General features: G+C 41.6%; 25 protein-coding genes and 2 pseudogenes. 11 read left to right on the top strand and 16 right to left on the bottom strand.

Annotated features, from left to right (window positions below; all coding sequences use genetic code 11):
- Nucleotides 1-4 precede the first annotated feature (4 nt).
- Nucleotides 5-535, bottom strand: coding sequence for a hypothetical protein (locus tag B2746_RS17105; RefSeq protein ID WP_290796395.1), 531 nt, complete (start codon nucleotides 533-535; stop codon nucleotides 5-7).
- A 60-nt stretch (nucleotides 536-595) separates the two neighbouring features.
- On the opposite strand from B2746_RS17105, the gene B2746_RS17110 reads away from it, so the two are divergent.
- The 3 genes from B2746_RS17110 (at nucleotide 596) to B2746_RS17120 (ending at nucleotide 2869) form a co-directional block, all read left to right on the top strand.
- A complete protein-coding gene (locus B2746_RS17110) occupies nucleotides 596-1165 on the top strand; it encodes a Crp/Fnr family transcriptional regulator (protein ID WP_290796397.1) in 570 nt (189 codons plus the stop codon).
- An 86-nt stretch (nucleotides 1166-1251) separates the two neighbouring features.
- Nucleotides 1252-1812, top strand: coding sequence for a YceI family protein (locus B2746_RS17115; RefSeq protein WP_290796400.1), 561 nt, complete (start codon nucleotides 1252-1254; stop codon nucleotides 1810-1812).
- Entirely contained in the window at nucleotides 1790-2869 is a 1080-nt protein-coding gene (locus B2746_RS17120; protein ID WP_290796403.1) for an NAD(P)H-dependent flavin oxidoreductase, read from the top strand. Before B2746_RS17115 ends, B2746_RS17120 begins: the two co-directional genes overlap by 23 nt.
- Here B2746_RS17120 and B2746_RS17125 read toward each other — a convergent pair.
- The 11 genes and pseudogenes from B2746_RS17125 to B2746_RS17170 all read right to left on the bottom strand — a co-directional run bounded on the left by B2746_RS17125 (nucleotide 2844) and on the right by B2746_RS17170 (nucleotide 8521).
- Entirely contained in the window at nucleotides 2844-3218 is a 375-nt protein-coding gene (locus B2746_RS17125) for a hypothetical protein (RefSeq protein WP_290796406.1), read from the bottom strand. The two genes, B2746_RS17120 and B2746_RS17125, sit on opposite strands and share 26 nt — an antisense overlap.
- Nucleotides 3208-3786, bottom strand: a pseudogene (locus B2746_RS17130) (serine hydrolase domain-containing protein). The gene B2746_RS17125 and the pseudogene B2746_RS17130 overlap by 11 nt, the downstream one beginning before the upstream one ends.
- Nucleotides 3689-3970, bottom strand: a complete 282-nt coding sequence (locus B2746_RS17135; RefSeq protein WP_290796409.1) for a serine hydrolase domain-containing protein — start codon at nucleotides 3968-3970, stop codon at nucleotides 3689-3691. Before B2746_RS17135 ends, B2746_RS17130 begins: the two are co-directional and overlap by 98 nt.
- 45 nt (nucleotides 3971-4015) lie before the next feature.
- Nucleotides 4016-4441, bottom strand: a complete 426-nt coding sequence (locus tag B2746_RS17140; RefSeq protein ID WP_290796411.1) for a hypothetical protein — start codon at nucleotides 4439-4441, stop codon at nucleotides 4016-4018.
- Between the two features lie 105 nt (nucleotides 4442-4546).
- Nucleotides 4547-4648 (bottom strand): annotated as a pseudogene (locus B2746_RS22845) (HNH endonuclease); the annotation flags it as partial.
- Nucleotides 4611-5060, bottom strand: coding sequence for a hypothetical protein (locus tag B2746_RS17145; RefSeq protein WP_290796414.1), 450 nt, complete (start codon nucleotides 5058-5060; stop codon nucleotides 4611-4613). The pseudogene B2746_RS22845 and the gene B2746_RS17145, both read right to left, overlap by 38 nt.
- Before the next feature lie 57 nt (nucleotides 5061-5117).
- The gene (locus B2746_RS17150) at nucleotides 5118-5969 is read right to left on the bottom strand and encodes a helix-turn-helix domain-containing protein (protein WP_290796417.1); all 852 of its coding nucleotides are present in this window, start codon (nucleotides 5967-5969) and stop codon (nucleotides 5118-5120) included.
- A gap of 103 nt (nucleotides 5970-6072) precedes the next feature.
- Nucleotides 6073-7086 carry an AraC family transcriptional regulator gene (locus B2746_RS17155; RefSeq protein WP_290796418.1) on the bottom strand — a complete coding sequence of 338 codons (1014 nt, stop codon included), beginning with the start codon at nucleotides 7084-7086 and terminating at the stop codon, nucleotides 6073-6075.
- 11 nt (nucleotides 7087-7097) lie between these two features.
- Entirely contained in the window at nucleotides 7098-7466 is a 369-nt protein-coding gene (locus B2746_RS17160; protein ID WP_290796421.1) for a hypothetical protein, read from the bottom strand.
- A 105-nt stretch (nucleotides 7467-7571) separates the two neighbouring features.
- Nucleotides 7572-8012, bottom strand: coding sequence for an SRPBCC family protein (locus B2746_RS17165; protein ID WP_290796424.1), 441 nt, complete (start codon nucleotides 8010-8012; stop codon nucleotides 7572-7574).
- A gap of 107 nt (nucleotides 8013-8119) precedes the next feature.
- Entirely contained in the window at nucleotides 8120-8521 is a 402-nt protein-coding gene (locus B2746_RS17170) for a putative quinol monooxygenase (protein WP_290796426.1), read from the bottom strand.
- A 49-nt stretch (nucleotides 8522-8570) separates the two neighbouring features.
- Here B2746_RS17170 and B2746_RS17175 point away from each other — a divergent pair, with 49 nt between their 5' ends.
- Complete coding sequence (locus B2746_RS17175) at nucleotides 8571-10466, top strand: CocE/NonD family hydrolase (RefSeq protein WP_290796428.1); 1896 nt, start codon at nucleotides 8571-8573, stop codon at nucleotides 10464-10466.
- A 9-nt stretch (nucleotides 10467-10475) separates the two neighbouring features.
- On the opposite strand, the gene B2746_RS17180 is transcribed toward B2746_RS17175, so the two are convergent.
- From B2746_RS17180 to B2746_RS17190, 3 genes are read right to left on the bottom strand one after another with little or no spacing between them, the layout of a single operon-like run.
- A complete protein-coding gene (locus tag B2746_RS17180; protein ID WP_290796430.1) occupies nucleotides 10476-12314 on the bottom strand; it encodes a hypothetical protein in 1839 nt (612 codons plus the stop codon).
- 42 nt (nucleotides 12315-12356) lie between these two features.
- Nucleotides 12357-13085, bottom strand: coding sequence for a LytR/AlgR family response regulator transcription factor (locus B2746_RS17185; RefSeq protein ID WP_290796433.1), 729 nt, complete (start codon nucleotides 13083-13085; stop codon nucleotides 12357-12359).
- A 53-nt stretch (nucleotides 13086-13138) separates the two neighbouring features.
- Nucleotides 13139-13735 carry a Crp/Fnr family transcriptional regulator gene (locus tag B2746_RS17190; RefSeq protein WP_290796435.1) on the bottom strand — a complete coding sequence of 199 codons (597 nt, stop codon included), beginning with the start codon at nucleotides 13733-13735 and terminating at the stop codon, nucleotides 13139-13141.
- 127 nt (nucleotides 13736-13862) lie between these two features.
- Here B2746_RS17190 and B2746_RS17195 point away from each other — a divergent pair, with 127 nt between their 5' ends.
- Complete coding sequence (locus B2746_RS17195; RefSeq protein WP_290796438.1) at nucleotides 13863-14651, top strand: hypothetical protein; 789 nt, start codon at nucleotides 13863-13865, stop codon at nucleotides 14649-14651.
- Here B2746_RS17195 and B2746_RS17200 read toward each other — a convergent pair.
- Nucleotides 14645-15634 carry a GlxA family transcriptional regulator gene (locus B2746_RS17200; RefSeq protein WP_290796441.1) on the bottom strand — a complete coding sequence of 330 codons (990 nt, stop codon included), beginning with the start codon at nucleotides 15632-15634 and terminating at the stop codon, nucleotides 14645-14647. The two genes, B2746_RS17195 and B2746_RS17200, sit on opposite strands and share 7 nt — an antisense overlap.
- Before the next feature lie 117 nt (nucleotides 15635-15751).
- Between B2746_RS17200 and B2746_RS17205 the strand changes: the two genes are divergently transcribed.
- From B2746_RS17205 to B2746_RS17230, 6 genes are all read left to right on the top strand, one after another.
- Nucleotides 15752-16198, top strand: a complete 447-nt coding sequence (locus B2746_RS17205; RefSeq protein WP_290796443.1) for an SRPBCC family protein — start codon at nucleotides 15752-15754, stop codon at nucleotides 16196-16198.
- A 75-nt stretch (nucleotides 16199-16273) separates the two neighbouring features.
- A complete protein-coding gene (locus B2746_RS17210) occupies nucleotides 16274-17935 on the top strand; it encodes a ribulokinase (protein ID WP_290796445.1) in 1662 nt (553 codons plus the stop codon).
- 3 nt (nucleotides 17936-17938) lie between these two features.
- A complete protein-coding gene (locus B2746_RS17215; RefSeq protein WP_290796447.1) occupies nucleotides 17939-18994 on the top strand; it encodes a LacI family DNA-binding transcriptional regulator in 1056 nt (351 codons plus the stop codon).
- 71 nt (nucleotides 18995-19065) lie between these two features.
- Nucleotides 19066-20238: a glycoside hydrolase family 172 protein gene (locus tag B2746_RS17220; RefSeq protein ID WP_290796449.1), complete on the top strand. Its 1173-nt coding sequence runs from the start codon at nucleotides 19066-19068 to the stop codon at nucleotides 20236-20238.
- Nucleotides 20239-20243: 5 nt separating this feature from the next.
- Nucleotides 20244-21476, top strand: coding sequence for a DUF6786 family protein (locus B2746_RS17225; RefSeq protein WP_290796451.1), 1233 nt, complete (start codon nucleotides 20244-20246; stop codon nucleotides 21474-21476).
- Between the two features lie 18 nt (nucleotides 21477-21494).
- Complete coding sequence (locus B2746_RS17230) at nucleotides 21495-23252, top strand: L-fucose isomerase (protein ID WP_290796454.1); 1758 nt, start codon at nucleotides 21495-21497, stop codon at nucleotides 23250-23252.
- The last annotated feature ends 2 nt before the right edge of the window (nucleotides 23253-23254 follow it).

Below are 23254 nucleotides of genomic sequence, written 5' to 3' on the forward strand. Positions count from 1 at the left end.
TCAGCTAGTATAATCGAAAGCCCAGCGAGAAACTGATTGATCCGAAATCTTCTTTTGTTTCTTTATTCCGATCCGAAATATTTATATAAGATAGTTTCGCCAGACAGCTTTGACTGGATGTTAAGAAAATACCCAGGAATGGTTTGATTCCGAATTTTGTTTGTCCGGATAGAAAACTAGGTCCGGCTGTCAATGAAATAAAGAGATTTTTGGTTGGATGCAGGGAACCTCCTGCAAAAAGATTTACCATGCCGCTGATTTCATTCAGGGGCCTAGCATTTCCATCCAGGCGTTGAACTTTGTCATCCGCCAGATAGAGGTCTCCGGAAAGCTCCACTGTTGGTCGTAATTTTGCTGTGGGCTTGATGAACAACTGTAAGGCTGCACCAATTCCCCAAGGATTATTTCCTTTTGTTGCATCGTATATTGTATGATTGTATTGCCCCTGTAAATAAAGGGTACTGTTCCTCTGTGCCAGGACAGAAAGAGGAAGCATGAATAACAGAAATAACAGGTATAGGATCATTTTTAGCATGATCTTGTCTCTTTAAATACGGACAATAGTTCTAAATTACAAGCTGAATAGACACCAGGAATGAGCCATTTGCTGCGTAATCAGATAGAAAAGATAGTGTCGTTGACGGATCATGAATTTGAGCTGGTGCTATCTCATTTCAGTTACAGGAAATTCAAAAAACATCAGTTTGTTATTCAGGAAGGGCAGTTGGCGGAATACGATTATTTTATCCTTAGTGGCTGTTTAAAGTCATATAGTACGGATATAAATGGCAAAGATCATATTATTCAATTTGGTCTGCCCGACTGGTGGATTACCGATTATCAGGCCTATTATTTTCAGCAGAAAGCTACCGTTTGTATTGATTGTATTGAAGCAAGTGAAGTGCTCTGTTTGTCGTATGCAAACCGGGAGAAATTATGTTCAGAATTACACAAAATGGAACATTTTTTCAGGAAGAAAACCAACCGGCGAAATGTGGCCCTTCAACAACGGATTCTTTCTTTATTAAGCAGCAGCGCCAAAGAGCGATACGATCAGTTATTGGAACAATATCCCGCACTTTTTCAGAAAGTCCCAAAACAATTAATTGCTAAGTACCTCGGTGTTACCCGCGAAACATTAAGCCGGTTTAAGTCATCCGGATAATGTGATCTACCTCACATTTTATTCGTGCGTTAGCTCCTTTTTTCTCTATTGAATTAATTAAAGCTTTGTGGTATAAAATAAATACCATGACTGTTTTTCAATTACACACCGCCAGTTGCGTAATAAACTGGACCGGAAAAAAAATACTGGGATTGCATACCGGAACCATTCAGGTTCAAAAAGGAACAATTGCATTTGAGCAGGACCAACTCAATGCTGCAACCATTGAAATTGATATGCGCTCCATTCTGGTAACCGATATGGAAGAGGAAAAATCCAGAAATGAATTTTCAGGTCATTTAAAGCACGTTGACTTTTTTGATGTGGCAAACCACCCGATTGCTGACTGGAAATTCGTGATTGCAGAAGAAATGGGAAATAATCAATACAAATTGGAAGGGATTCTGACAATCAAAGATATTTCTCATCCGGTTGAGTTTATTGCCAGCATTGAACGATTTACGGATATGGTACATGTGCTGGGCGAAATCCATGTTGACAGGACACGCTATAATATCCGATACGGATCGGGAAAATATTTCAACGAGTTGGGAGATAAACTGATCCACGACAAATTTGTACTTCAATTCAAACTAATTGGTAATAAAGTAAATGCAACCATCTATGAAAAGCTGGAATCGAACTAAGTTTACAGAGCTGTTGGGTATTGAATATCCGATAATACAGGGGCCTTTTGGCGGCGGATTATCTTCTGTTGAATTAACTGCCATGGTGTCCAACACAGGCGGACTAGGTTCATTTGGCGGACAACCATTTTCTGCAGATGAGTTAGTGGAAACTGCCCATGCGATCCGATCTCAGACTTCAAAACCATTCAATATAAATTTGTGGGTGGAGGATCGCGATCCGGAATTGATTGAATTTGATGCATCTTCTTTCCACCGCTGGAAAAATCAGTTTCAACCTTATTTTGAGGAATTGAAGTTGCCATTCCCTGAATTGCCGTTGGATTTAGGTCCGCGTTTTGAAGATCAGATAGAAGCTATTTTCGAAATAAGACCATCGGTGTTCAGTTTTGTATATGGCATTCCCTCCAGCGATATTCTGGAAAAATGTCGAAAATTGGGGATTCGCACCATTGGCGCAGCTACCAATGTGGAAGAAGCTATCGCCCTTGAAAATGCCGGTGTGGATGCCATCGTTGCAACCGGTTTTGAAGCAGGCGGGCACCGGGTTTCTTTTCTTAGAAAACCAGAAGAATCACTAATGGGTACGATGTCCCTGATTCCTCAGGTTACAGATGCAGTGCAGGTACCGGTTATTGCGGCTGGTGGAATTGCAGACGCGCGTGGTATTAAAGCGTCGCTTATTTTAGGGGCATCCGGAGTACAAATGGGTACAGCTTTCCTGGCCACCCGCCAATCCAACGCAAGTAAGGAACACAAAGAGCTTCTATTTAAAAGCAATGGTGTCGATACCACCTTAACCCGTGTGTTTTCAGGCAGATTGGCGAGAGGTTTAAAAAATAAACTAACGGATGGGTTAGCCGGGAAAAATTCGATATTGGCGCCATATCCTTTACAGGGTAAATTAATGGGAAAACTGAAGAATCCTGACTTATCAGAAAAAATCAATCAGGCCTTTAGGTCTTCCTGGGCCGGACAATCAGTTTCTCTTCTAAAACACAAGGATGCCGCTGTTTTATTTTCGAGTCTGATTAGGGAGATGGGTGAATTTTCATGAATTTGTGCCCATCATTTTCTACAAAACCGTCTACATAAAGTGTAAAGGACTCTACCTTGTTTTCATTAATAATAAAAGGCAGTTTCATTTTCCCGAACATTGGGTGGTTATAGGTACAGAGTAACTGGTTTTTTCCGGAAGGAGACAATGCCCCTTCCAACTCAGGATGAAATTCCATTTTCAACAGGTATTGTCCGTTATTTTTGGTAATGGTTAATTTTCCATACGCATCGCATTCATAATCACCCAAAACAGCATCCATGGAAACTGCAAATGCTTCAATGGATGCTGTTGTATTATTAGTGGAACCTGTTGATGTTAATTGCCATTTTAGTGTTTCATGCAACATGTGATTGTCCTGGTTGGTCAGTATAAGAATCCGCCGTGGCTATAGGGTTCAATTTTATCAATAGGTGTACCAATGTTAAGCTGTCGTTGGAAAATGTATGTCCGGCGGTAATATTGGGTTCGTTCAAAAATGAAGCAGCAGTTGTAAAGGTGCGATTCATCTGTAAGGGCGCAAGAAGCCGTTGTGAAATATACTCTTGCCAGCTGAGTTGTGTTATATATTTAATTGATTCTCCTGCCATAATAAATCCGAAATTGGAATAGCCAAATTATGTTCGGATAGGGTAGGCTGGTTCCTGATTTCCGAACTTTTTAATCATGGTTGGATAGTTCATGGAAGATTCGGTATTGAGTAAATCGCCCTGAAATGTTTTCCAGCCTGATCGATGGGACACAATGTCGGTGAGCGTTAATTGCTGCTCATATAGTTTATTTTTCATTGAAAAATAAGGCAGCCATTTTTTTACAGGATCATTCAGTGATATTTTTCCTTTCAGCTTCAAGTGTTGCAAATAATACTCCGGTAAATGTTTTTGATACAGAAGCCAAGGGGAACAGCGTTTCTTCATCAACCAGGGCTCCGGTTTTCCAGTTCCGGACACCATTTGCCTGCTGATAAAAAACAGCGCCATCTTTAACTATACAGACTGCAACCCCGGGAATTTTCCATGCATGCATGGCTTCCTTTATGTAAGTATCTATACTTTTCTTTGATAAAAGACTACTGTCCTGGGCCTGTAGGAGACTCATCATCCTGCATATTAGATAGCCGGTGAAGCTCCCCGACAGGCGGTTTAATCAAGATAATGGAATAGTATCAAGATAGTTGCCAACACTTTCCGCTTCATTAAATTTATAAGCGGGTTGTTTAGTATTTGAAATAGGATCTATCACCAATAGTTGTTTTATTTCCTGCCCCGGGTAAGAGTCGGATAACTGAATTCTAAATCCGATTTCACCAAAAAGTTCAAGAAAAGCAAGAATAGTTTTGGTAACCGGATTGGCATAAAGATATAAAATATGAAACGGCTTGGAGTTGAATAGAGCAGGGCTGATACCCAGTGTTTTTTGTTCACAGACAGGATCTGAAAATCTTTGAAAAGATGAATTTTTCAAATAGTAAAAATTGGTGCAGATTTTTATGACTGCCTGCTTTATCAGATCGGGGTTGATTTCAGACGGGTCATTAGAAATTAAACGTGCTTTTCTTGTCTTTCTTGCCATTCGGTCTGGCTGAATATGGAATTGTTGTATCCAAGGCCGGCAATAATTAATTAGTGCTTTATCTATCAGTCCGCCTGCTTTTTCATTACAGCTCCTGCAGATAAGTCGCCTGCTTTTTAGAGACGATCCCAAAGCACTCGGAATAATATGTTCCCAGGAATGATTGCTTTTATTCAGAGTTTTTTTGCAACAATAACATTCGGCCATTTCTGCAAATTAGGTTATTTAGGATAAGATTAAATACTGCCAGGAGAAGAAAAAATCCGGGGATATAGGGTGGTTTTATTTTTAAGGGTAGTACTGTTGCCGGAACTTCCGGATGCAGATGAACGTACATGCCGGTTACCATCATACTAATAATCAAAATGGAACCTATACTATTGAGACGGGAGATCATTCCGGATGAATAGATATTCCTGTTTTTAGCAATAAATAAAAATAGAATTCCTGCGCTAAGTTCTCCAATAATGCCCATCCAGTAAGCATACTTTCCCAATCCGCTGGTCTCAATCTGGATTGAATACCAGGTCTTAAACGGGTCTGTAAATTTCAATAGGCCAAACAGGGAAATGGTAGTCCCCAAAAAAATGGGAAGAATTTTGGTTAGGTATTTAATCATACCCCAAAATTAGCAGGATCCTTTTTCCAAGTTCTGAAGAATTGGTTCAGAGTTGGGTTATTTCAGCTCATTTGTACTTGCTTTTCTGAATTCAATTGGAGAACAACCCGTTTTTCTACGGAATATTTTTGAAAAATTGGATGGATCCTGGAATCCAACTTTATAAGCAATTTCACTGACGGTAAGATTAGAGTTTGCGAGAAATTTTTTTGCTTCTTCTACCTGTTTGTTGAGTAGGTATGCTCCCGGGCTTTCTTTGAATATTTTACCGAACTCTCTTTTGAAGGTTGAAAGGCTCATCCCGGTTAAGGCTGCAAGATCTGCCTGGGTAGCTGAGGTGAAAAGATGAGACTGGATAATTTCCCTAAATGATGCCTGTTTGGGAGAAAAGAGAAATTTCATTAAATCAGTAAAGGAAGGGGCAAAATTTGTTTGCAGCAAAAGAAGGACAAGCTCCCTGATTTTCTGGCTTAATATCTCTTCCGTTGCAAATTCAGGTGAATTAAAATAAAATTCCAGAGATTGGATATACTGGATAATTGGTAGACTGATCTCTGAAACTGAAGAATTTGATTTATTAACCCTGGTTAGCTGACCTGGTGGTGGTTCATGATAAAATAACTTATTCAAAAGGTCAGGGTATAAATGTATTGCAATCAATTCTGTTGATTCAATTGTTTGTTCTTCCGGAAAATCAGCAATATATAAACCGCATTTTAACAGTAAGCTTTCTGACACGTTTCTATAGGATCTACCTTCTGCTGAATATAAAGTGAGTCGACCTTTTTTAATATGCAAAAAGCAGGCTTCATCCGAAAAAATGGCTTTATGCTGAAAAGGGGGTTTTATTTCCAGTTTTTCGAAAACCGGGCGCCCGATAAAGCTTAATACTTGCTGGTTCAGGATCATTTCAATACAAGAAAATTAATTTTTTAGAAAGTTCATCAAAATAATCCACTTCAATTGTAAAATACATTCCTTTTCTTTACTAATACCAGCGTTCAGTTTCATATTAATTCGTTTTAGATTTGTATTGCGATGGCGATAATCCGGTCCACCGTTTAAATGCCCGCAGGAAAGCTGTTTGTTCTGTATAACCCAGCATATGGCCAATATCTTTCAAAGAGAAATTATCATTTTCAAGATAGTTTACGGCCAGTTTTTTCCTGACTGCATCCACAATCTGTGAATAGGAACTGCCTTCTTCTTTTAACTTTCGCTGCAGCGCTCTTTCTGTAGTATTGAAATTATGCGCAACTGCTTCCAGTGAAAGTGTTTTTAAATAGGAGTTAGTGAGAAGGTAATTGAATATTTTTAGCTTCCAGCTTCCCTTATTTTCAACCGGTGCCAACAGGCTAATAACTTTTTTTAACAGGATTTGCTGTAACTCATAATTCGCAGATAAAATCGGAATATCCAGATAATGGGCTGAAAATTCCATCAGCAACTCATTGGATTTTCCAATTTTGGGACATCGGAACACCCGGGCATATTCATAGGGTTCCGCAAGAAAATAGGGGAATCCAACTTGAGTAGGTTTTACTTTTTCAAATAAGAGCCCATCCATTTCGTGAATAACAAAAACTAGCAGACAATCGGAGAGGTGTCGGTAAGAATAGGGATATTTTACTGCTTTATGCCGATCTGCCAACAGGTGAATAAAAAAACATTTCCTTTCGTGTTGAATCTGCATTTCGAAAATAGCAGAGGTCATTTTCACCAGGGCGCAGGCATTACTTAGGGCTTCGCTGACGGTGGAACTTGTTTGAATAATTTGTCCCACTACCCCCAATGCTGCCAATTGAAGGGATTCTCCAAAATGCAGACCGAAAAGTGAATCTCCACTCATATGACTTGCATTCTTCCATAATTCCTCCGATTGTTCCGGATTGATGGAATAGCCCGGATTAGAACTGAGTTCTCTAAAGTTTATTCCTGAGGCTTTGCTCAGGGCAGCCGGATCAAGATCTCTCTGCACAGCATATCCTAATAGAGCCAGCGTGAATTGTCGCTGAAAATTATCCATGATTTACCTATTTAAATAGCTGGCTTGCCGGATTGTAAATAGGCCATCAATCCTACCCATCCTGCTACCCCTAAAATTAAGAGGGATCCTACTAAGCTGATGGTTGCCCAGGAGCCAATCGTTACCATAATGCTAAGCACTACCCACAAGATATCCAAACCTGTGATTGTTTTAATATGTGCCGCTTTTAATTCTTTCTGCGTGGCGGTTAAAAGAACATAGGAAGCAAATAAAACCAGGAAAATTCCGGTACCCGTGAAAGCAATGGTTGAATCAAGCCCAAATAAATTCGCAACCGGCTGACTAAACAAGATAAGCGCAATTCCAGTAATACCAGAACTGATTCCATTGATTAACAAGATTGTTTTTAATGATAACATAGTGTAGATTTTTATTGAATACAAAACTATCGTTCAAAAAAGACCTGTCTGCTACCCGCAGCTACCAGAATGTTATCTTATTGCGACAGCCAATATGGCTAACCGTTATGCTTCACAAATTTCTTTCAGTTTTGCTAAGGCAGGTGGGTATCCTTCTTCAAACATAGTCACCCATACCGGTGTACAATGTAGTTCAACCAATAAAGTAGTGCCACCACCTGTTTCATTGAAACGATAGCTTTCTTTGCTTCCAATCCATTCCCTGGCAGCATCACTTGTAATGTCCTTAGTTAAATCTGGATTTAACACTGCTTTATGAACTAACAGAATGTACTCTCCTTTTTGTAATTCTGCAACATTAGCTGCAGTACCACCATTGCCAGGAGAAATAAACCGCAGGATTTCGCCTTCTTCCCATTTTCCGTCATAAAATGAATTGGGCCAGGAAACATCAACCCATACTTTGTATAGCTGAGGGTCAATTAAAGTATCGTATACTTTTTGTTTCGGAGCATTTATGTAGATAGAGAAATTGATTTTTTTCATTTGAATGGTGTTTTAGTGATGTTGTATTACGTACTAAAATTGCACCAAAAAGGATGATCATCAAGGTGGCAAAATTGACAGAATCAGGGGTTAATTCCGACAAGTAGTCAATCTGGTTTTTTCGCCACACCAATCAATGTTACATCAACAAGTTCAAGGGAGGTTACCATGTTTTTTACAGTGTCCTTGTATTTTAGAAAATGAGGTGTTTTGATATGGGACTGATAAGCGGTTGTATCTGCATAAATTTCAAGAATGGTTATCTGGTTGGGCGCCGATTTTTCTGCTACTGCATAATAAGTAAGAACTCCAGGTTCCAGTTTTATGGCAGCGTTCATTTGCTCGTTCAGTGCCTTAGAATAAGCCTTCAGTTGGGTTGAGTCCACGATAATTTTTGCCAAACGAACCATTTGTTTGGATTCCTGGGCTCCGGCATGTTGAAAAAACAGGAATGCCAAAACTAATAATCCAATTATTCGTAGCTTCTTAAATGCGGATTTCCGTAACATATGTCTTCGATATTTAAAGAAATGTATGACCAATTTCCTAAATTGAATCATGAAAAATTTCCTCCTGTTGATTGCTTTTGTGTTTATGGCTTCTCTGGTTTCCGCACAGGCACCAGTTGAAGATACTGCAGCTATCTATAGAAAGTTGGATTCCATCGCTGTAATAGATCAAAAGCTAATGATGCCCATGCGGGATGGAATCCGGTTGGCAACCGACATATACCGACCAAAGGGGAATAAAAAAGTTCCCATCATATTCTCCCGCACTCCTTACAATTTCAATACCTGGATTGATGGAAAGATGAGTACCCGTACCCTGGATGCTGCCTATGATGCAGTAAGTCGGGGTTATGCGCTTGTGGTACAAAACGAACGGGGACGTTTTTTCTCAGAAGGGGAATGGGATATTCTTGGTACTCCCATTACCGATGGATATGATGCATTGGAATGGATGGCTAAACAGGAGTGGAGTAACGGGAAGGTGGGACTTATCGGTTGTTCCTCTACCGCAGAATGGCAAATGGCAGTAGCCTCTCAAAATCATCCTGCGCTCGCGGCAATGGTGGCGCAGGGTTTTGGTGCCGGAGTTGGCAGGGTAGGGAAGTTTATGGAGCAGGGCAATTGGTACCGGGGCGGCGCACAACAAATGTTATTTACAACCTGGTTATATGGTACCCAGCACGATCTCTATAAACCTCAACTTCCGAAAGGGCTCCAGCAGGAAGACATGCAACGACTTCAGCGATTTTATGATATGGGGCCTGAAATGCCCCGGGTTGACTGGTCTGTTAAATTGAAACACCTTCCAGTTAAGGATATTATTAAAAATGTGCAGGGGCCGGTTGGAATTTATGAAAAGATGATTGTTCGTAAACCCAACGATCCTGCCTGGTTTGAAGGTGGTTTATATCATGACAATATGCCTATGGAAGTGCCCACTTATTGGTTTGTTTCCTGGTATGATGTGTCTTCCGCTCCCAATATTGCGCTCTTCAACCATGTTCGTAATACGGCGAAAAAACCCGGAGTTGCTGATAACCAATATCTGGTAATAGCACCGGTATTACATTGCTCGTATAAGCGGGCAACGGAGAATACCATAGTGGGACAAAGAAGTGTTGGGGATGCCCGACTCAATTATGATGAACTTACCTGGGGTTGGTTTGATATGTTGCTGAAAGGTGAACAAAATGATTTCAAAAGCAGCAATCCCCGGGTTCGTTATTACACAATGGGCAGCAACAAATGGCAACAGGCGGAAAGTTTTCCGTTACCGAATACAGACATGCGCAGCTTCTTCCTAAACAGCGGCGGCAATGCCAATAGTCGCCTCGGAGATGGCAGTCTGACCATGAAAAAACCCGGCTCAAAAAACAGTCCCGATACCTTTACCTATGACCCGATGAACCCGGTTCCTTCCAATGGAGGAAATGTTTGTTGTACCGGTAATGCAATCCAGGGGGGGGCCTATGATCAATCGGAAATGGAATTAAGAAAAGATATCCTGGTTTATACTTCGGAAGAATTGAAAGAAGGAGTGGAAATAACCGGATTTATTGAATCAACTCTTTATGTTTCTTCAACAGGACCTGATACCGATATCACTATTAAACTGATTGATGTTTATCCGGATGGCAAAGCCTATAACCTGGATGAAACTATTCAGCGCCTGCGTTATCGCGAGGGGTATGATAAAGAAGTATTTATGGAGAATGGGAAAGTGTATAAAGTGGATCTGACGCCAATGGTTACCAGTAACTATTTTGCACCCGGACATAAAATCCGTATTGAAATTTCCAGCAGTAATTTCCCTCGTTTCGAAAGAAACCTGAATACCGGTGGTGCTAATTTTGATGAGGCTATCGGAAAACTGGTGGAAAATACGATTCACCATTCTGCCAAATATCCTTCAGTAATAAAATTACCGGTTATTAAAATTAAGTGATCTGTTAGTTTATTGAAACTCGAATTGGATGTTCAAACAATCAAGTTCTATAACCGCCAGCTCAAGTGCTTTTCTGAAACTTTCCTGTTCTGTATGGCTAAATCTGGGAAGCGTTTGGTAATAGCTGATCCCTTCCAGAAGATGCTGATAATATACAGCATGTGCATTTTTATTCTTCTGAAACAATCCGGATTCAAGATCTCTGGTGAGCTTTTCCTTTAGAAAATCAATATAAAGGTATAATTCAGCAATAAACATATGCGGACGATGAGGGCTTGTCAGGATATTATCTCTGCCATAAATATGATCAATCATTTTTTGAAGAGATACCTGTCTGGAGAAATTGACAATATTGGGGCCGGGACAAATGGTTACAGCATCCAGTTTTTTCACCAATGTCTGCTTGTAGTTGATGGCGGCTGAATTACTTAATCCAATGCATAAACATTCTTTGTCAAGAACTTCCGTTTTTTGTCTGTTGTATTCCTCAGTCGGAAGTTTCAAGGACTGCAATTGTTCCAGTTTTAATTGCTGATATTTTTTTGACGCAGTACAAATAGGTTCTTTGGTAAATTCTGTATTAAAGGCCAGGTGTTTTTCGGTACAAGGACTGCCAGCTTTGTTTTGCCTAATCCGTTCGAGTTTTTCTTTGTGCGAGCTGGTTCCTTTCAGGTAGTGAAACCGGATTCCCAGTGGTGAATTGCGGCTTAATTCCAGGTCCGCTTCTCCTGCACGGGATAACAAATCAAGCGTTTTTTGATCTACTGTAGTAGCTTCCGGTACCAATAAAAAAGGGGTTCCCCAACCTGTACTGTCAACTTTATAATACTCGTGTAAGTATTGATCTTCCTCAGCTGTTCCAATTCCTCCCTGAACCGATATGGCCAGCGGAGCAGGATCTTTAACCTGAATCTGCTTCAATCTGAAAATACTTGATTGGTAGATCTCAAAAAGTGAATCAATCAGTTCCTGTTTATTTGTTTTGAATTCCTCCAGTATAGGACCTAATAAAATTCCATCAGTAGCGAAGGCATGACCGCCACAATTTAATCCGGATTCAATTCTGAATTCACTAACCCAAAGTCCTTTTTTTGCCAGGTATTTACCCTGAATCAGAGCTGACCGATAATCACTGACTTTTACAATGATTTTTTTATTGAAATCACCACATTCATTCAAATTAAATTCACTGCATGTACTCAGATAATTGTAAAGTCGCGGATTTAATCCCGCCGAGAAAACCACGGAAGAATTGGTTAATTTACTATTCGCATACCCACGCAAGGCGGAAACTGCATCCGATCCATCTGTTATAAGTTCGCCATTGATAAAATTATCGCGGTCTACTTTTGTCATGATATTAACATCGATGCTTCCTGCCCGAATCTGACTGCGCAGAATTTCTTCCAGTTTTAATTTTTCGAACGGATCATTCAACTTTACCATTTGCCTGTACAGTTGCTTGACAGTATTATTTTCAGGCAAAAGCTCAAAATACTTCACTATTTCTGAGCCCGTTTCAAAAGCAGATGCTTTCAATTTTTCTACCTGCGTCTGAACAATGGAATGCACCAGATTAAGGTAATCAGTGATACGTTTTGCACGGTAATCGGGTTCCTTTGTTGATATGGGGAAATATTCTTTATTGGCAGTTGGATAATAATGCTGCCGCATCATCTCCACCAGTTTGTCTTCAACAATGGAGATAACGGAGGAAATACCGTACCGTGCTACTTTAATCGGGGTATCAATTGTAAATGCTAATCCCATTACGGGAATATGAAACCGGTGAACTGGTGAGTATTGCATAATTGGCGACAATATTACATCGACTCCTAATTCTGACATATGATTAGCCTCATATAGGAAATTGGTAAAAATCAAGCCGGATTAAAACAGCAACTCCTTCAAGTTAGGCAGGTAAATGCGGCCAATACTCAGTTCTACCTTGTTGTTAAGCAGAACATAGGTTTTTGAGATGTCCCGATACATTTCCTTTATATAGTCCGTATTGATAATATAAGAGCGATGGATCCGGATAAAATTCGACGGATCCAGCCGTTTTTCCAGCACACTGATTCCATAGGAACTCATATATTGGTTATTGTCGATGCTATAGATTCTGGTATAATCTCCCTCTGCTTTCAAATAAAGAATGGATCCAACATCCATACTGCGGCGTTTTTGTCCCGCTTCTACAAAAATCTTTTTTGGATACTGTACGGTTAGAGGCATTGATTCCATCAGCAGGTGATGTACAAAAAGGGCCTTCCATTGTTTGTATTTATTCAATGCTTTTCGAAAATCAGAGCGGTTGAAATGGGGGAACAAAAAATCAACTACATGATAGGAAAAAGATTCAAGTGCATCCTCCTGATGGTTACCCAAAAAAATAGTCGGCAATGGGAAGCTGATGCCCGTAATAGGTGTAAACCGATACTGTTCGGTAATTTCCAGAATCAATAAATCAGGCATAACAGCCTCAATTTCCTCTTGAAGAAAGGAATGAGGTAGTGTATCTGCAGCCAGAACAAAACCCGGTTCCTGTTGCACAATTTCAATGATGGTTGCTCGCAGGGGACTATTCCCCATCGCAATAAATACTTTTTTTCTTTTCATGGCTGGTTAAAGCCAAAATTAAGGACGCCGGCTTCCCGCCAATCTGACATATGTCAGGTTTTATTCATTTTGACCGCTGATTTTCGGATGCGGCTTAGACTGTCCTGATGAATGGAGAGATAGGAAGCAATGTATTTGAGCGGAATCCGGTTGATGAGTTCAGGTTGTTCATCCATCAGTTTCTGGTATCGTTCTTCAGCAGAAAGACAGAGTGCTGAAATCTGATTATCCTGTACCCAGGTGAGAACCCGATCCATCAGCGCCATTTCCATTTCATGCATTTTGGGAATGAGCTTCCTCAGGTCCAGCAGATCCTGCCGATCCCAATACAAAACATCCAGATCGGTTAAGGCTTCCAGCGAACAGCTTGAATCTTTCTGATTCACCAGATAGAGAGGAGTGGAAACAAATTCTTTGGAGGAAACAATACCCAGCGTATACAAGGCTCCGTTATGTTCTCGTGTAAGCCGGACAATTCCTTCATTAAGAAAATAAAGTTTTGGCACCGGCTGCCCCTGTTGCATGATGATGCTGTGTTTGGGGATTTGTTCAGAACGGGTATGTTGTTTTAAAATAGCTTGTTCTTCAAGTGTAAAAAACAGATTCCTTTCCTGAAGAAAGTTGCAGGCTGCTGTAAAGTTAAGATCCATCGACATGTTTTTGTCGGATTATACGTTTGTTGATCGGTTTTACAGGTAGTTTGGCGAATTGATGCAGGCAGAAAGTTAATCAAAAATACTTTTGCCGCTCCTTAGAAAATCATTAAACCTGTTTTTTATGAAATGGAGTGGGATGTTTTTATTACTGGCATTTTCCTGTCTGGCCTGTTCAAAATCAAATAATGCGCAGGATGGTTCAACCAATGATTATACCATCCTGATTGGTTCTTCGAAAGAAGAAGTTGGTATTGGTGTAAATGATGGCGTGCCAGAAGGTACAACAATAACAGTACCACCGGGTATAGAGGTGGTTCGTCGCCCCACACATCAATTTGATCCTTCACTGGATAAATTGAATGGTCATATGAATACATTTTATACAGATTTGCATTTGGTAAATAATGCCGCCTGTGGTACTGCTCCGGTAGCAATACATCTGCCAAAGGGATTGGTATTTGTCAATCGTTCCGGAGCAAGAATGCAACACGGACTGTTGATTTCGGATGTGGTGATACTGGTTCCTCCCAGTACCTGTACCAATTCAAAGGATACATTAACAGTTTACCTGGGACTTGCATGCCTCAATAAAACAAAGGGACTTCCCTGGGAGGAAAACTGGGAACCTGATACCCGGGAGTATGCCATTGGGAAGGATATGCATGGCATTGGTAAGATCACCAATGATGCAAACCTGCTTAAGCTGTTGAAACTTTTTGAAAATAAACCCAGGTTGAAGTTATCCCGGCATTTTAATCCGTTTGAGGCGCTCGAGGATGACTATGTAATGCCGGAATGGATGGAAATTTATGATGAAATCCAATCGGCCATCTGGGCCATTACGGATGGTCCCGGTCTCCTTAAGAAAGAACACGATAAGCTGGTACTCAGGTTAAAGGAATATCAATAATTGGCTTGTGCAGCTGCTTTGTTGTATTTTTTCCTATACTCAAGTGGCGAGAGGCCGGTGATTTTTTTGAACAATTCCCTGAACGATTTTATGTCGGAATAACCTACCTCATACATTACTTCACTGATGTTTTGAGAACTGGTTTCAAAGGCTTTTTTTGCTGCTTCAATTTTTAAACGTTGCATATATTCAAGTGGCGTATGGCCGGTTGCCTTTATGAAGCGACGATCGAAATTACGCCGGCCAATAGAAAAATTGGCAGCCAGCCTATCTATATTTATTGTGTTACTGAATTGTGACTCCATATATTTCTGTGCTTCGAGGATGGTTTCATCCGGATGCGATTTCAATCCTTTAAACAAAATAAATTCCGACTGGCGCTGCCGATCCATTTCAATCTGAAAAACTTTGGAACAAAAAATGGCCGTGGATCGATCAAAGTATTTTTCAACCAGATATAAAAGAAGATTAAGAAAGGAATAAGCTCCTCCATTCGTGTATAGACCATTTTCATCAGTAATAAGCAGATCCGGTTTTACCCGGATTTCCGGATAAAGATTTTGCAATGTCTGGGCAAATGACCAGTGAGTGGAACAGGATCTGTTGCTTAGCAAGCCAGTGGCTGCCAATAAAAAGGCACCAGTGCAGATGCTGGCAATTTCAGCACCGGTTTCATATTGATCTGAAATCCAACGGATCACTTTTTCATTCTCTTTGAGCGCTGTTTCATAATTATGATTCAGTGAGGGTATGATCACCAGGTTTGTCTTTTTTATACTACTTATATCCTTATGTGGCTGAACGGTAAACAGTCCCTCATGGAAACCAATTTTTTTTACAGAACCAGCCAGTTCAATTATGAATCCATTGGTGTTGCCTTTTTCCATCCAGTATCGGTTGGCTCTTGACAAGATTTTATAGGCTCCCACAATACTGCTCAGGTTATTCTCTCCATTTGGAACCAGTATGGTTATATGTTTCATCTTTTGGTTTAAAGGTACCAATTAGATTTGTCCAAATCAACCCTTTAGATTGTCTAAATGGCACAGTGCCTGCTATTTCAAACAATGGTAGTTTTAGAGGGAAATAAAATCAATAGTATGGCACATATATTACACAGAGTCGGCATCAAAACTGATTCAATTGAAAAGGTATTTAAAGCGATTAGCTCTATAGAAGGGCTAGCGGGGTGGTGGACGATTGATACTACGGGAATTGCAGATAAAGAAGGAGGAGTTCTTCAGTTTCGATTTGGAGCAGGTGGTTTTGATATGAAAGTAAAAGCAATTCAACCCCCCAATTCTCTTTCATGGGAAGTAACTGCTCTGGAGAAAGAATGGATCGGAACCATCATTCAGTGGGACCTGAAAAAAGAAGGCGACTATATAATCGTCTTATTCAAACACCTTGACTGGAGAGAAGCGACTGAGTTCATGCACCATTGCAGCACCAAGTGGGCCATCTTCTTATTGAGTTTGAAAGCCCTGGTGGAAACGGGCACCGGCGCTCCCAATCCATATGATATCAAAATTGATAATTGGAATTAAAACTGGAAATTAATTTGGTTGTTTAAACGTTTAAGCTATCTTCGAAAAATATAGTACGAACGTTTAAACAGCCATATGGAGCAGGATCAATTGGTATTGGGGGTGGATTTTGGAACAGATTCTGTTCGAACCATACTGGTGAATGCCCGGAATGGAGCGATAGTTGCCTCCTCTGTAGTTGCATTTTCCCGATGGAAACAAGGCCTCTATTGTGATGCCACTAAATTTCAGTTTCGCCAGCATCCCCTCGATTATATTGAATCACTTACGGAAAGCATTCGAACCTGCCTCGAAAATGCCGGTCCGGTTGCTGCTGCCCAGGTGAAGGCATTATCGATCGATACTACCGGTTCAACTCCTGTTGCAGTTGACAAAACGGGTCAGCCACTTGCTTTGCAGGAACGATTTGCAGCGGATCCGGATGCCATGTTTGTATTATGGAAAGATCATACCGCTTCCCGTGAAGCAACTGAAATTAATTCTTTAGCCAGCCAGTTTGAACCGGATTATCTCCGCTATGTTGGAGGGATTTATTCTTCGGAATGGTACTGGGCCAAATTATTGAGAACCCTGCGGGTGAATAAAGCGGTTAAAGATGCCTGCTATTCCTGGGTGGAGCATTGCGACTGGATGCCCTTTCTGCTAACCGGAGGTACAGATCTGCGGCTCATGAAAAGAAGTGTCTGCACAGCCGGCCATAAAGCCCTGTGGTCGCCCGATTGGAATGGATTACCGCCTGCCTCTTTCTGGCAGCAACTGGATCCTGTTTTAACTGATTTTACAGAAAATTTATATACGCAGGTTTTTCATGCAGGTGAATCTGCCGGACAAATATCCCCTGAATGGGCCATCAGATTAGGATTACCCAAATCGGTAAAAATAGGAATTGGCGCGATGGATGCCCATATGGCTGCGGTCGGTGGAGAAATCGAACCTTATCACCTTTGTAAAGTAATGGGAACATCCACTTGTGATATGATGGTGGTGCCGGCTTCCAAAGATCTTGTTATGGTTAAGGGAATCTGCGGCGTGGTGGAAGGTTCCATCATTCCCGGAATGATCGGCCTCGAAGCAGGTCAATCAGCCTTCGGTGATGTGTATGCATGGTTTAAAGAATTACTTTTATGGCCACTTCATAATACCGCCCAAACCGTTGTAACACAGGATCAGCTTGCCCTTCTTGCTGATCAGCTGATTCCTGCTTTATCTGAAGCAGCTGAAACTATTCCCCTATCAGAAAATTCTCCATTGAGTGCAGACTGGTTCAATGGAAGAAGAACGCCGGATGCCAATCCATTTGTAAAAGCGGCCATTACCGGTTTACATCTGGGTACTTCCGCACCTGCAATTTTTCGATCGCTGGCAGAAGCCACCTGCTTCGGATCCCGTGCAATAATTGAACGATTCCAAAGAGAAAATATTCCCGTAAAAGGCCTAACCGGGGTGGGAGGGATAGCAAAAAAATCACCCTTCATCATGCAGCTCATGGCAGATATTACCGGCCTTCCGCTAAAAGTAAACCGGGCAGAACAAACCGGTGCATTGGGAGCGGCCATGTTCGCTGCAACAGTAGCCGAAATCTATCCGGACGTTTCAGCTGCTATGAAAAAAATGGGACAGGGATTTGAAATGGAATATTATCCGGATACAGAAAAAGCGGCATTTTATTCCAAACGATATGAACAGTATAAGTTGCTCGGTCAGTTTATTGAAACCAGCCTTAATCATTACATTTGACCGATGCAGAAAAAAGTGTCTATAAAGGATATTGCCAAACACCTGGGCGTTTCTACAGCCCTGGTGAGTTATGTCCTGAATAACAAAGAAAAAGAAGCCAGGGTTGGGCCGGAAATGGCGGAACGGATTCGCGCAACAGCAAAGGAAATGAACTATCAGCCCAATATGATAGCCCGCAGTTTGCAAAGCGGTAAAACCAGAACAATCGGATTGATAGTTGCAGATATCTCCAACCCGTTTTTTAGTAACATCGCCCGTGTAATTGAAGACGAAGCCAGCCTGAATAATTATACAGTAATCTTCGGAAGCTCGGATGAAAATGCAGAGAAATCAGACAGCCTGATCAATGCACTTATCAAACGTCAGGTGGATGCACTCATTATTGCACCGGCTGAACACACGGAAGAACAATTGAAACTGCTAAGACAGCAAAAATTCCCCTTCGTTTTAATTGATCGGTACTTCAATACCCTGGATGCGAATGGTGTCCGGATCAATAATTTTCTAGCTTCTTATAAAGCTGTTCAACACCTTGCCAAACAGGGATATAAAAAAATCTGTATGGTGGCCTATCAAACCCGGCTTCCGCATATGCAGGATCGTAAACAGGGTTTTTTTAAAGCGATGGAAGAATTGAAACTGCCTCTGCATGAATTCAGTCTGATGGAATCGAGTTATGAACGAATTCAGGAAGATGTGGCAGCAATCATGCAGCGCTTATTGGATAATAAAAAAGACCGCCCGGACTCCTTTTTATTTGCTACCAACTCCCTTGCCATAAATGGACTTAAAGAAATCAATAAACGAAAACTGAGCGTACCGGATGATCTGGGTATTATCAGTTTTGATGAGTCGGATGCTTTTGATTTTTTCTATTGCCCACTTACCTATATCAACCAAAGTACTGAACGGATCGGAAAAGAAGCCGTTCGAATTCTGATGAACCAACTGGAAGAAAAACCCGGAAAAACAAGTACAGATTCAGACACCACCCAACTTGTTATTGATGCACAATTAATACCCAGGGAATCTTGCGGAGAAAAGAAAAAGAAGCGATAGCTTTTTTTAAAATAAAATTGCTTAAACGTTTATGCTTTTATCAAATCATTATAATTATTAAATCCAACGGTATGCGAACTAAAACATTGCTATTAGCTATTATGCTGCTGAGCGGAACGGTTTTCGCTCAACAGAAATTCAACGGACTCGATATGAACCTGGGTAATCTGTCGAAACTATCCGATGCCAAAACAAGATCCATTAGTCCGGAGAACTTCACCGGGGCCAAAGGAAAAGGTGGCATGGCGGATGCTGTTAAAGACAAAGGAAAACGTAATGTGGCAAATGCTGCCCATGAAGCCCGCGACCTCGGCACCGGCTGGAAAGTGAATCCCTTTATCATCATCAACCCCAACGAAACGATTACCATCGCTGAAATGGAAGGTCCCGGTGCCATCCAGCATATCTGGATGACACCAACCGGAAACTGGAACTTTACCATTATCCGCGTTTATTGGGACGATGAAAAAACACCTTCCATTGAAGCACCCGTTGGTGCATTCTTCGGCATGGCCTGGGGTGAGTATGCGCATTTGAATAGTCAGGCAGTAACCGTAAATCCCGGTAGTGCATTTAATTGTTACTGGAAAATGCCTTTCCGGAAAAAATGCCGCATCACGATGGAAAATATAAATGATGCAGAAGCTATGCGACTTTATTACCAGATCGATTATACCCTAACGGAGGTAGGTGATGAAGAAGGGTATTTTCATGCACAATACCGTCGCTCCAATGCCAGTAACAATTCATCCAGCCTTCATACCATCATTGACGGCATTAAAGGAAAGGGGCATTATGTGGGCACTTATATGGGCGTGGGTGTAACCAATAACAGTTGGTGGGGTGAAGGTGAAATCAAGTTTTTTATGGATGGTGATAAGGAATATGCAACGATTGTTGGGACTGGCACGGAAGATTATTTCTGTGGCTCCTATAATTTTGAAAATAAGGCGATTCATCAATACCAGGAATTTTCCACTGCTTATGCTGGGTTACACCAGGTTATTCGTCCGGATGGCTTGTATAAATCGCAACAGCGCTTTGGTATGTACCGGTGGCATATCATGGATCCGATCCGCTTCGATGGTGATTTAAAAGTAACTATTCAGGACCTTGGTTGGCGTCATGGCGGGCGTTATTTACCCCAGCATTCCGATATCATTACAGTTGCCTACTGGTATCAACGTGAACCACATGCCAACTTTCCAACACTGCCTAAGAAGGATCTGTTAGAAGTAAATTAATACCCATGAATAAAATTCTGTGTTTCTGTCTGCTTATGGCAGCCACGGCATTCATTTCCTGCAACAATGCTCAGCAAAAAGAAACTACCATGAGTGCACCAACCGAATATACAAAAGGCAGTCTGGGTTATGATCAGGCCTTTCTGAAAAAATACGACAGCAATTTAGTGGAATTGAAAATTGGAAATGCTTCTGTATTGGTTTCAGCAAAATACCAGGCAAAAGTTTTTACCAGTGGCGCAACAGGCGCTGCTGGACCAAGTTTCGGATGGATCAATTATAAGGCCTTTGATGCTCCGGTTGATGCACATATGAATGCCTACGGCGGAGAAAATCGTTTCTGGCTGGGGCCGGAAGGAGGAAGCTATTCCGTGTTTTTTAAACCCGGAACGGAGATGGTATTTGATTATTGGAAAACCCCTGCAGCCATTGATACGGAAGCCTGGGAAATTTCCAATTCTTCTGATACACTCGTCGTACTGCAAAAAAACATTAATCTCCAGAATTATCAGGGCACAGAATTGAATATGCAGGTAGTTCGTGCAGTATCCATTGCCACAAAAGCCGGCGTGGAATCCACCTTGGGTATTCAGCTTTCAGATAGTATTCAGTTGGTCGGTTATGAGACAATTAACCGGCTTACCAATACAGGAACAACAGCATGGACAGATAAAACAGGCATGCCCTGTATCTGGATCCTTGATATGTTTATGCCTTCTCCGAATACCACGATTGTAATTCCATTTATTCCAAAAAAAGGAAATGAAAAAGTGGTAACTACTGATTATTTTGGAAAAATACCTTCAGACAGAATCCGAATTACCGATAAAACTGTTTTTTTCAAAGCGGATGGAAAAAACAGAGGTAAACTGGGGATTCAACCAAATAACGCGTTATCGGTTGCCGGAAGTTATGATGCTGTTGCCAATCATCTTACGATCACCTGGTTTACAGTGGATAATAATGCAGCTTATCTTAATCAGGAATGGAATACAACCAAACCGGTTTTTAGTGGCGATGCCATGAATGCCTACAATGATGGACCACTTGAAAATGGTTCGCAAATGGGCCCCTTTTATGAACTGGAATCAGTATCGCCCGCAGCAAATCTGGCGCCTGGTGAGATGATAGAACACCGGCATAATGTGTATCATTTTACTGGTGATAAAGATGCACTAAATCGCATTGCCCAAAAAGTATTAGGAGTTAGTCTGGAAGAAATCAGTCAGGCATTATAAATCGATAAACCAACTTATATGTATCCAAGAATTGGAATCCGTCCCATCATCGATGGCCGGCTGGGTGGTATCAGAGAATCATTGGAAGAAACAACAATGAATATGGCCAAAGCGGTGGCCAAACTCTATGAGAAAGAAATTCGCTATCCCGATGGTTCACCTGTTCAGGTGGTAATTGCTGATAGCTGTATAGGCGGAGTAAAAGAAGCCAGCAACTGCGCTGAAAAATTTGAACGCGAAAATGTTGGGGTATCCCTCTCCGTTACACCCTGCTGGTGTTATGGAAGTGAAACAATGGATATGAATCCGATGTTGCCGAAAGCCATCTGGGGCTTTAACGGAACAGAACGTCCGGGTGCTGTTTACCTTGCAGCAACCCTCGCTGCACACAATCAGTTTGGTCTGCCTTCCTTTGGAATTTATGGACAGGATGTGCAGGACATGGGAGATGCAACCATCCCCAATGATGTGCGGGATCGTTTGCTTTCTTTTGCAAGAGCCGGTTTATCAGTGGCACTCATGCGGGGTAAATCTTATCTGGCAATTGGAAGTGTAAGTATGGGTATTGCAGGCTCCATTGTAAACAATGATTTTTTTCAATCTTATATGGGCATGCGGACCGAATATGTGGATTCAACGGAGATTGTACGCCGCATAGAAAAAAAGATTTATGATGAATCTGAATACGAAAGAGCATTGGCATGGGTAAAAGCCAATTGCAAGGAGGGAGAAGATTTTAATCCGGCTGAGAAACAGTACAGTCGGGAAGAAAAGGACAAACATTGGGAATTTGTTACCAAAATGACCATCATTATCCGTGACCTTATGATAGGAAATGAGGAACTCGCTTCCAAAGGTTTTGGAGAAGAGGCACTGGGACATAATGCCATTGTATCCGGTTTTCAGGGACAGCGGCAATGGACTGATTTATTGCCCAATGGGGATTTCTCGGAAGCATTGCTGAATTCTTCTTTTGATTGGAATGGAATCCGTGCTCCTTATATGGTGGCAACGGAAAACGATGCGATGAATGGGATCAGCATGCTCCTTGGTTATCTGCTTACCAACCGCGCACAGATATTTGCTGATGTACGAACCTATTGGAGTCCGGATGCCGTACAACGTGTAAGCGGATGGCAACCGGAAGGTGTTGCTGCAGCCGGTTTTATTCACCTGATTAATTCCGGATCAGCAACCCTAGACGGAACTGGTCGTCAGTCTGCCAATGGACAGCCGGTTATGAAACCATTTTGGGAAATCACGGAGCAGGAAGCAAAGGATTGCCTGGAAGCCACGCGCTTTCATCCTTCTAATGTCGATTATATGCGCGGAGGCGGATTCTCCTCCAAATTTGTTTCTCGTGGAGGCATGCCCGTTACGATGTGCCGGTTAAATCTGGTTAAAGGTTTGGGCCCTGTTTTGCAGATCGCAGAAGGGGAAACCATCGATCTGCCCGACCATGTTCACCAATTATTGGACGAACGCACCGACCGGATCTGGCCCACCACCTGGTTTGTACCGAAGCTTACCGGTGAAGGAGCTTTCCGGGATGTGTATAGTGTTATGGCCAATTGGGGATCCAACCATGGTTCTATCAGCTATGGTCATATCGGCCATGAATTGATAACCCTGGCTTCCATGTTGCGCATTCCGGTTTGTATGCATAACGTGGAAGAAGAGCGCATTTTCCGACCATCTGCCTGGAAAAGTTTTGGAATGAATACTGAAGGAAGTGATTACCGCGCCTGCCAAACCTACGGACCTCTTTATAAATAACG

The organism is Flavihumibacter sp. UBA7668 (genome assembly GCF_002483205.1).
Taxonomy (GTDB): domain Bacteria; phylum Bacteroidota; class Bacteroidia; order Chitinophagales; family Chitinophagaceae; genus Flavihumibacter.

Excerpts from the sequence above, each read along its gene's own strand:
- B2746_RS17105 (WP_290796395.1), bottom strand. The coding sequence starts at position 535 with ATGCTAAAAATGATCCTATACCTGTTATTTCTGTTATTCATGCTTCCT.
- B2746_RS17150 (WP_290796417.1), bottom strand. The coding sequence starts at position 5,969 with ATGATCCTGAACCAGCAAGTATTAAGCTTTATCGGGCGCCCGGTTTTC.
- B2746_RS17145 (WP_290796414.1), bottom strand. The coding sequence starts at position 5,060 with ATGATTAAATACCTAACCAAAATTCTTCCCATTTTTTTGGGGACTACC.
- B2746_RS17125 (WP_290796406.1), bottom strand. The coding sequence starts at position 3,218 with ATGTTGCATGAAACACTAAAATGGCAATTAACATCAACAGGTTCCACT.
- B2746_RS17110 (WP_290796397.1), top strand. The coding sequence starts at position 596 with ATGAGCCATTTGCTGCGTAATCAGATAGAAAAGATAGTGTCGTTGACG.
- B2746_RS17160 (WP_290796421.1), bottom strand. The coding sequence starts at position 7,466 with ATGTTATCATTAAAAACAATCTTGTTAATCAATGGAATCAGTTCTGGT.
- B2746_RS17120 (WP_290796403.1), top strand. The coding sequence starts at position 1,790 with ATGAAAAGCTGGAATCGAACTAAGTTTACAGAGCTGTTGGGTATTGAA.
- B2746_RS17200 (WP_290796441.1), bottom strand. The coding sequence starts at position 15,634 with ATGAAACATATAACCATACTGGTTCCAAATGGAGAGAATAACCTGAGC.
- B2746_RS17180 (WP_290796430.1), bottom strand. The coding sequence starts at position 12,314 with ATGTCAGAATTAGGAGTCGATGTAATATTGTCGCCAATTATGCAATAC.
- B2746_RS17215 (WP_290796447.1), top strand. The coding sequence starts at position 17,939 with ATGCAGAAAAAAGTGTCTATAAAGGATATTGCCAAACACCTGGGCGTT.
- B2746_RS17170 (WP_290796426.1), bottom strand. The coding sequence starts at position 8,521 with ATGTTACGGAAATCCGCATTTAAGAAGCTACGAATAATTGGATTATTA.
- B2746_RS17140 (WP_290796411.1), bottom strand. The coding sequence starts at position 4,441 with ATGGCAAGAAAGACAAGAAAAGCACGTTTAATTTCTAATGACCCGTCT.
- B2746_RS17230 (WP_290796454.1), top strand. The coding sequence starts at position 21,495 with ATGTATCCAAGAATTGGAATCCGTCCCATCATCGATGGCCGGCTGGGT.
- B2746_RS17190 (WP_290796435.1), bottom strand. The coding sequence starts at position 13,735 with ATGGATCTTAACTTTACAGCAGCCTGCAACTTTCTTCAGGAAAGGAAT.
- B2746_RS17205 (WP_290796443.1), top strand. The coding sequence starts at position 15,752 with ATGGCACATATATTACACAGAGTCGGCATCAAAACTGATTCAATTGAA.
- B2746_RS17195 (WP_290796438.1), top strand. The coding sequence starts at position 13,863 with ATGAAATGGAGTGGGATGTTTTTATTACTGGCATTTTCCTGTCTGGCC.
- B2746_RS17115 (WP_290796400.1), top strand. The coding sequence starts at position 1,252 with ATGACTGTTTTTCAATTACACACCGCCAGTTGCGTAATAAACTGGACC.
- B2746_RS17155 (WP_290796418.1), bottom strand. The coding sequence starts at position 7,086 with ATGGATAATTTTCAGCGACAATTCACGCTGGCTCTATTAGGATATGCT.
- B2746_RS17175 (WP_290796428.1), top strand. The coding sequence starts at position 8,571 with ATGAAAAATTTCCTCCTGTTGATTGCTTTTGTGTTTATGGCTTCTCTG.
- B2746_RS17165 (WP_290796424.1), bottom strand. The coding sequence starts at position 8,012 with ATGAAAAAAATCAATTTCTCTATCTACATAAATGCTCCGAAACAAAAA.
- B2746_RS17225 (WP_290796451.1), top strand. The coding sequence starts at position 20,244 with ATGAATAAAATTCTGTGTTTCTGTCTGCTTATGGCAGCCACGGCATTC.
- B2746_RS17220 (WP_290796449.1), top strand. The coding sequence starts at position 19,066 with ATGCGAACTAAAACATTGCTATTAGCTATTATGCTGCTGAGCGGAACG.
- B2746_RS17185 (WP_290796433.1), bottom strand. The coding sequence starts at position 13,085 with ATGAAAAGAAAAAAAGTATTTATTGCGATGGGGAATAGTCCCCTGCGA.
- B2746_RS17210 (WP_290796445.1), top strand. The coding sequence starts at position 16,274 with ATGGAGCAGGATCAATTGGTATTGGGGGTGGATTTTGGAACAGATTCT.
- B2746_RS17135 (WP_290796409.1), bottom strand. The coding sequence starts at position 3,970 with ATGATGAGTCTCCTACAGGCCCAGGACAGTAGTCTTTTATCAAAGAAA.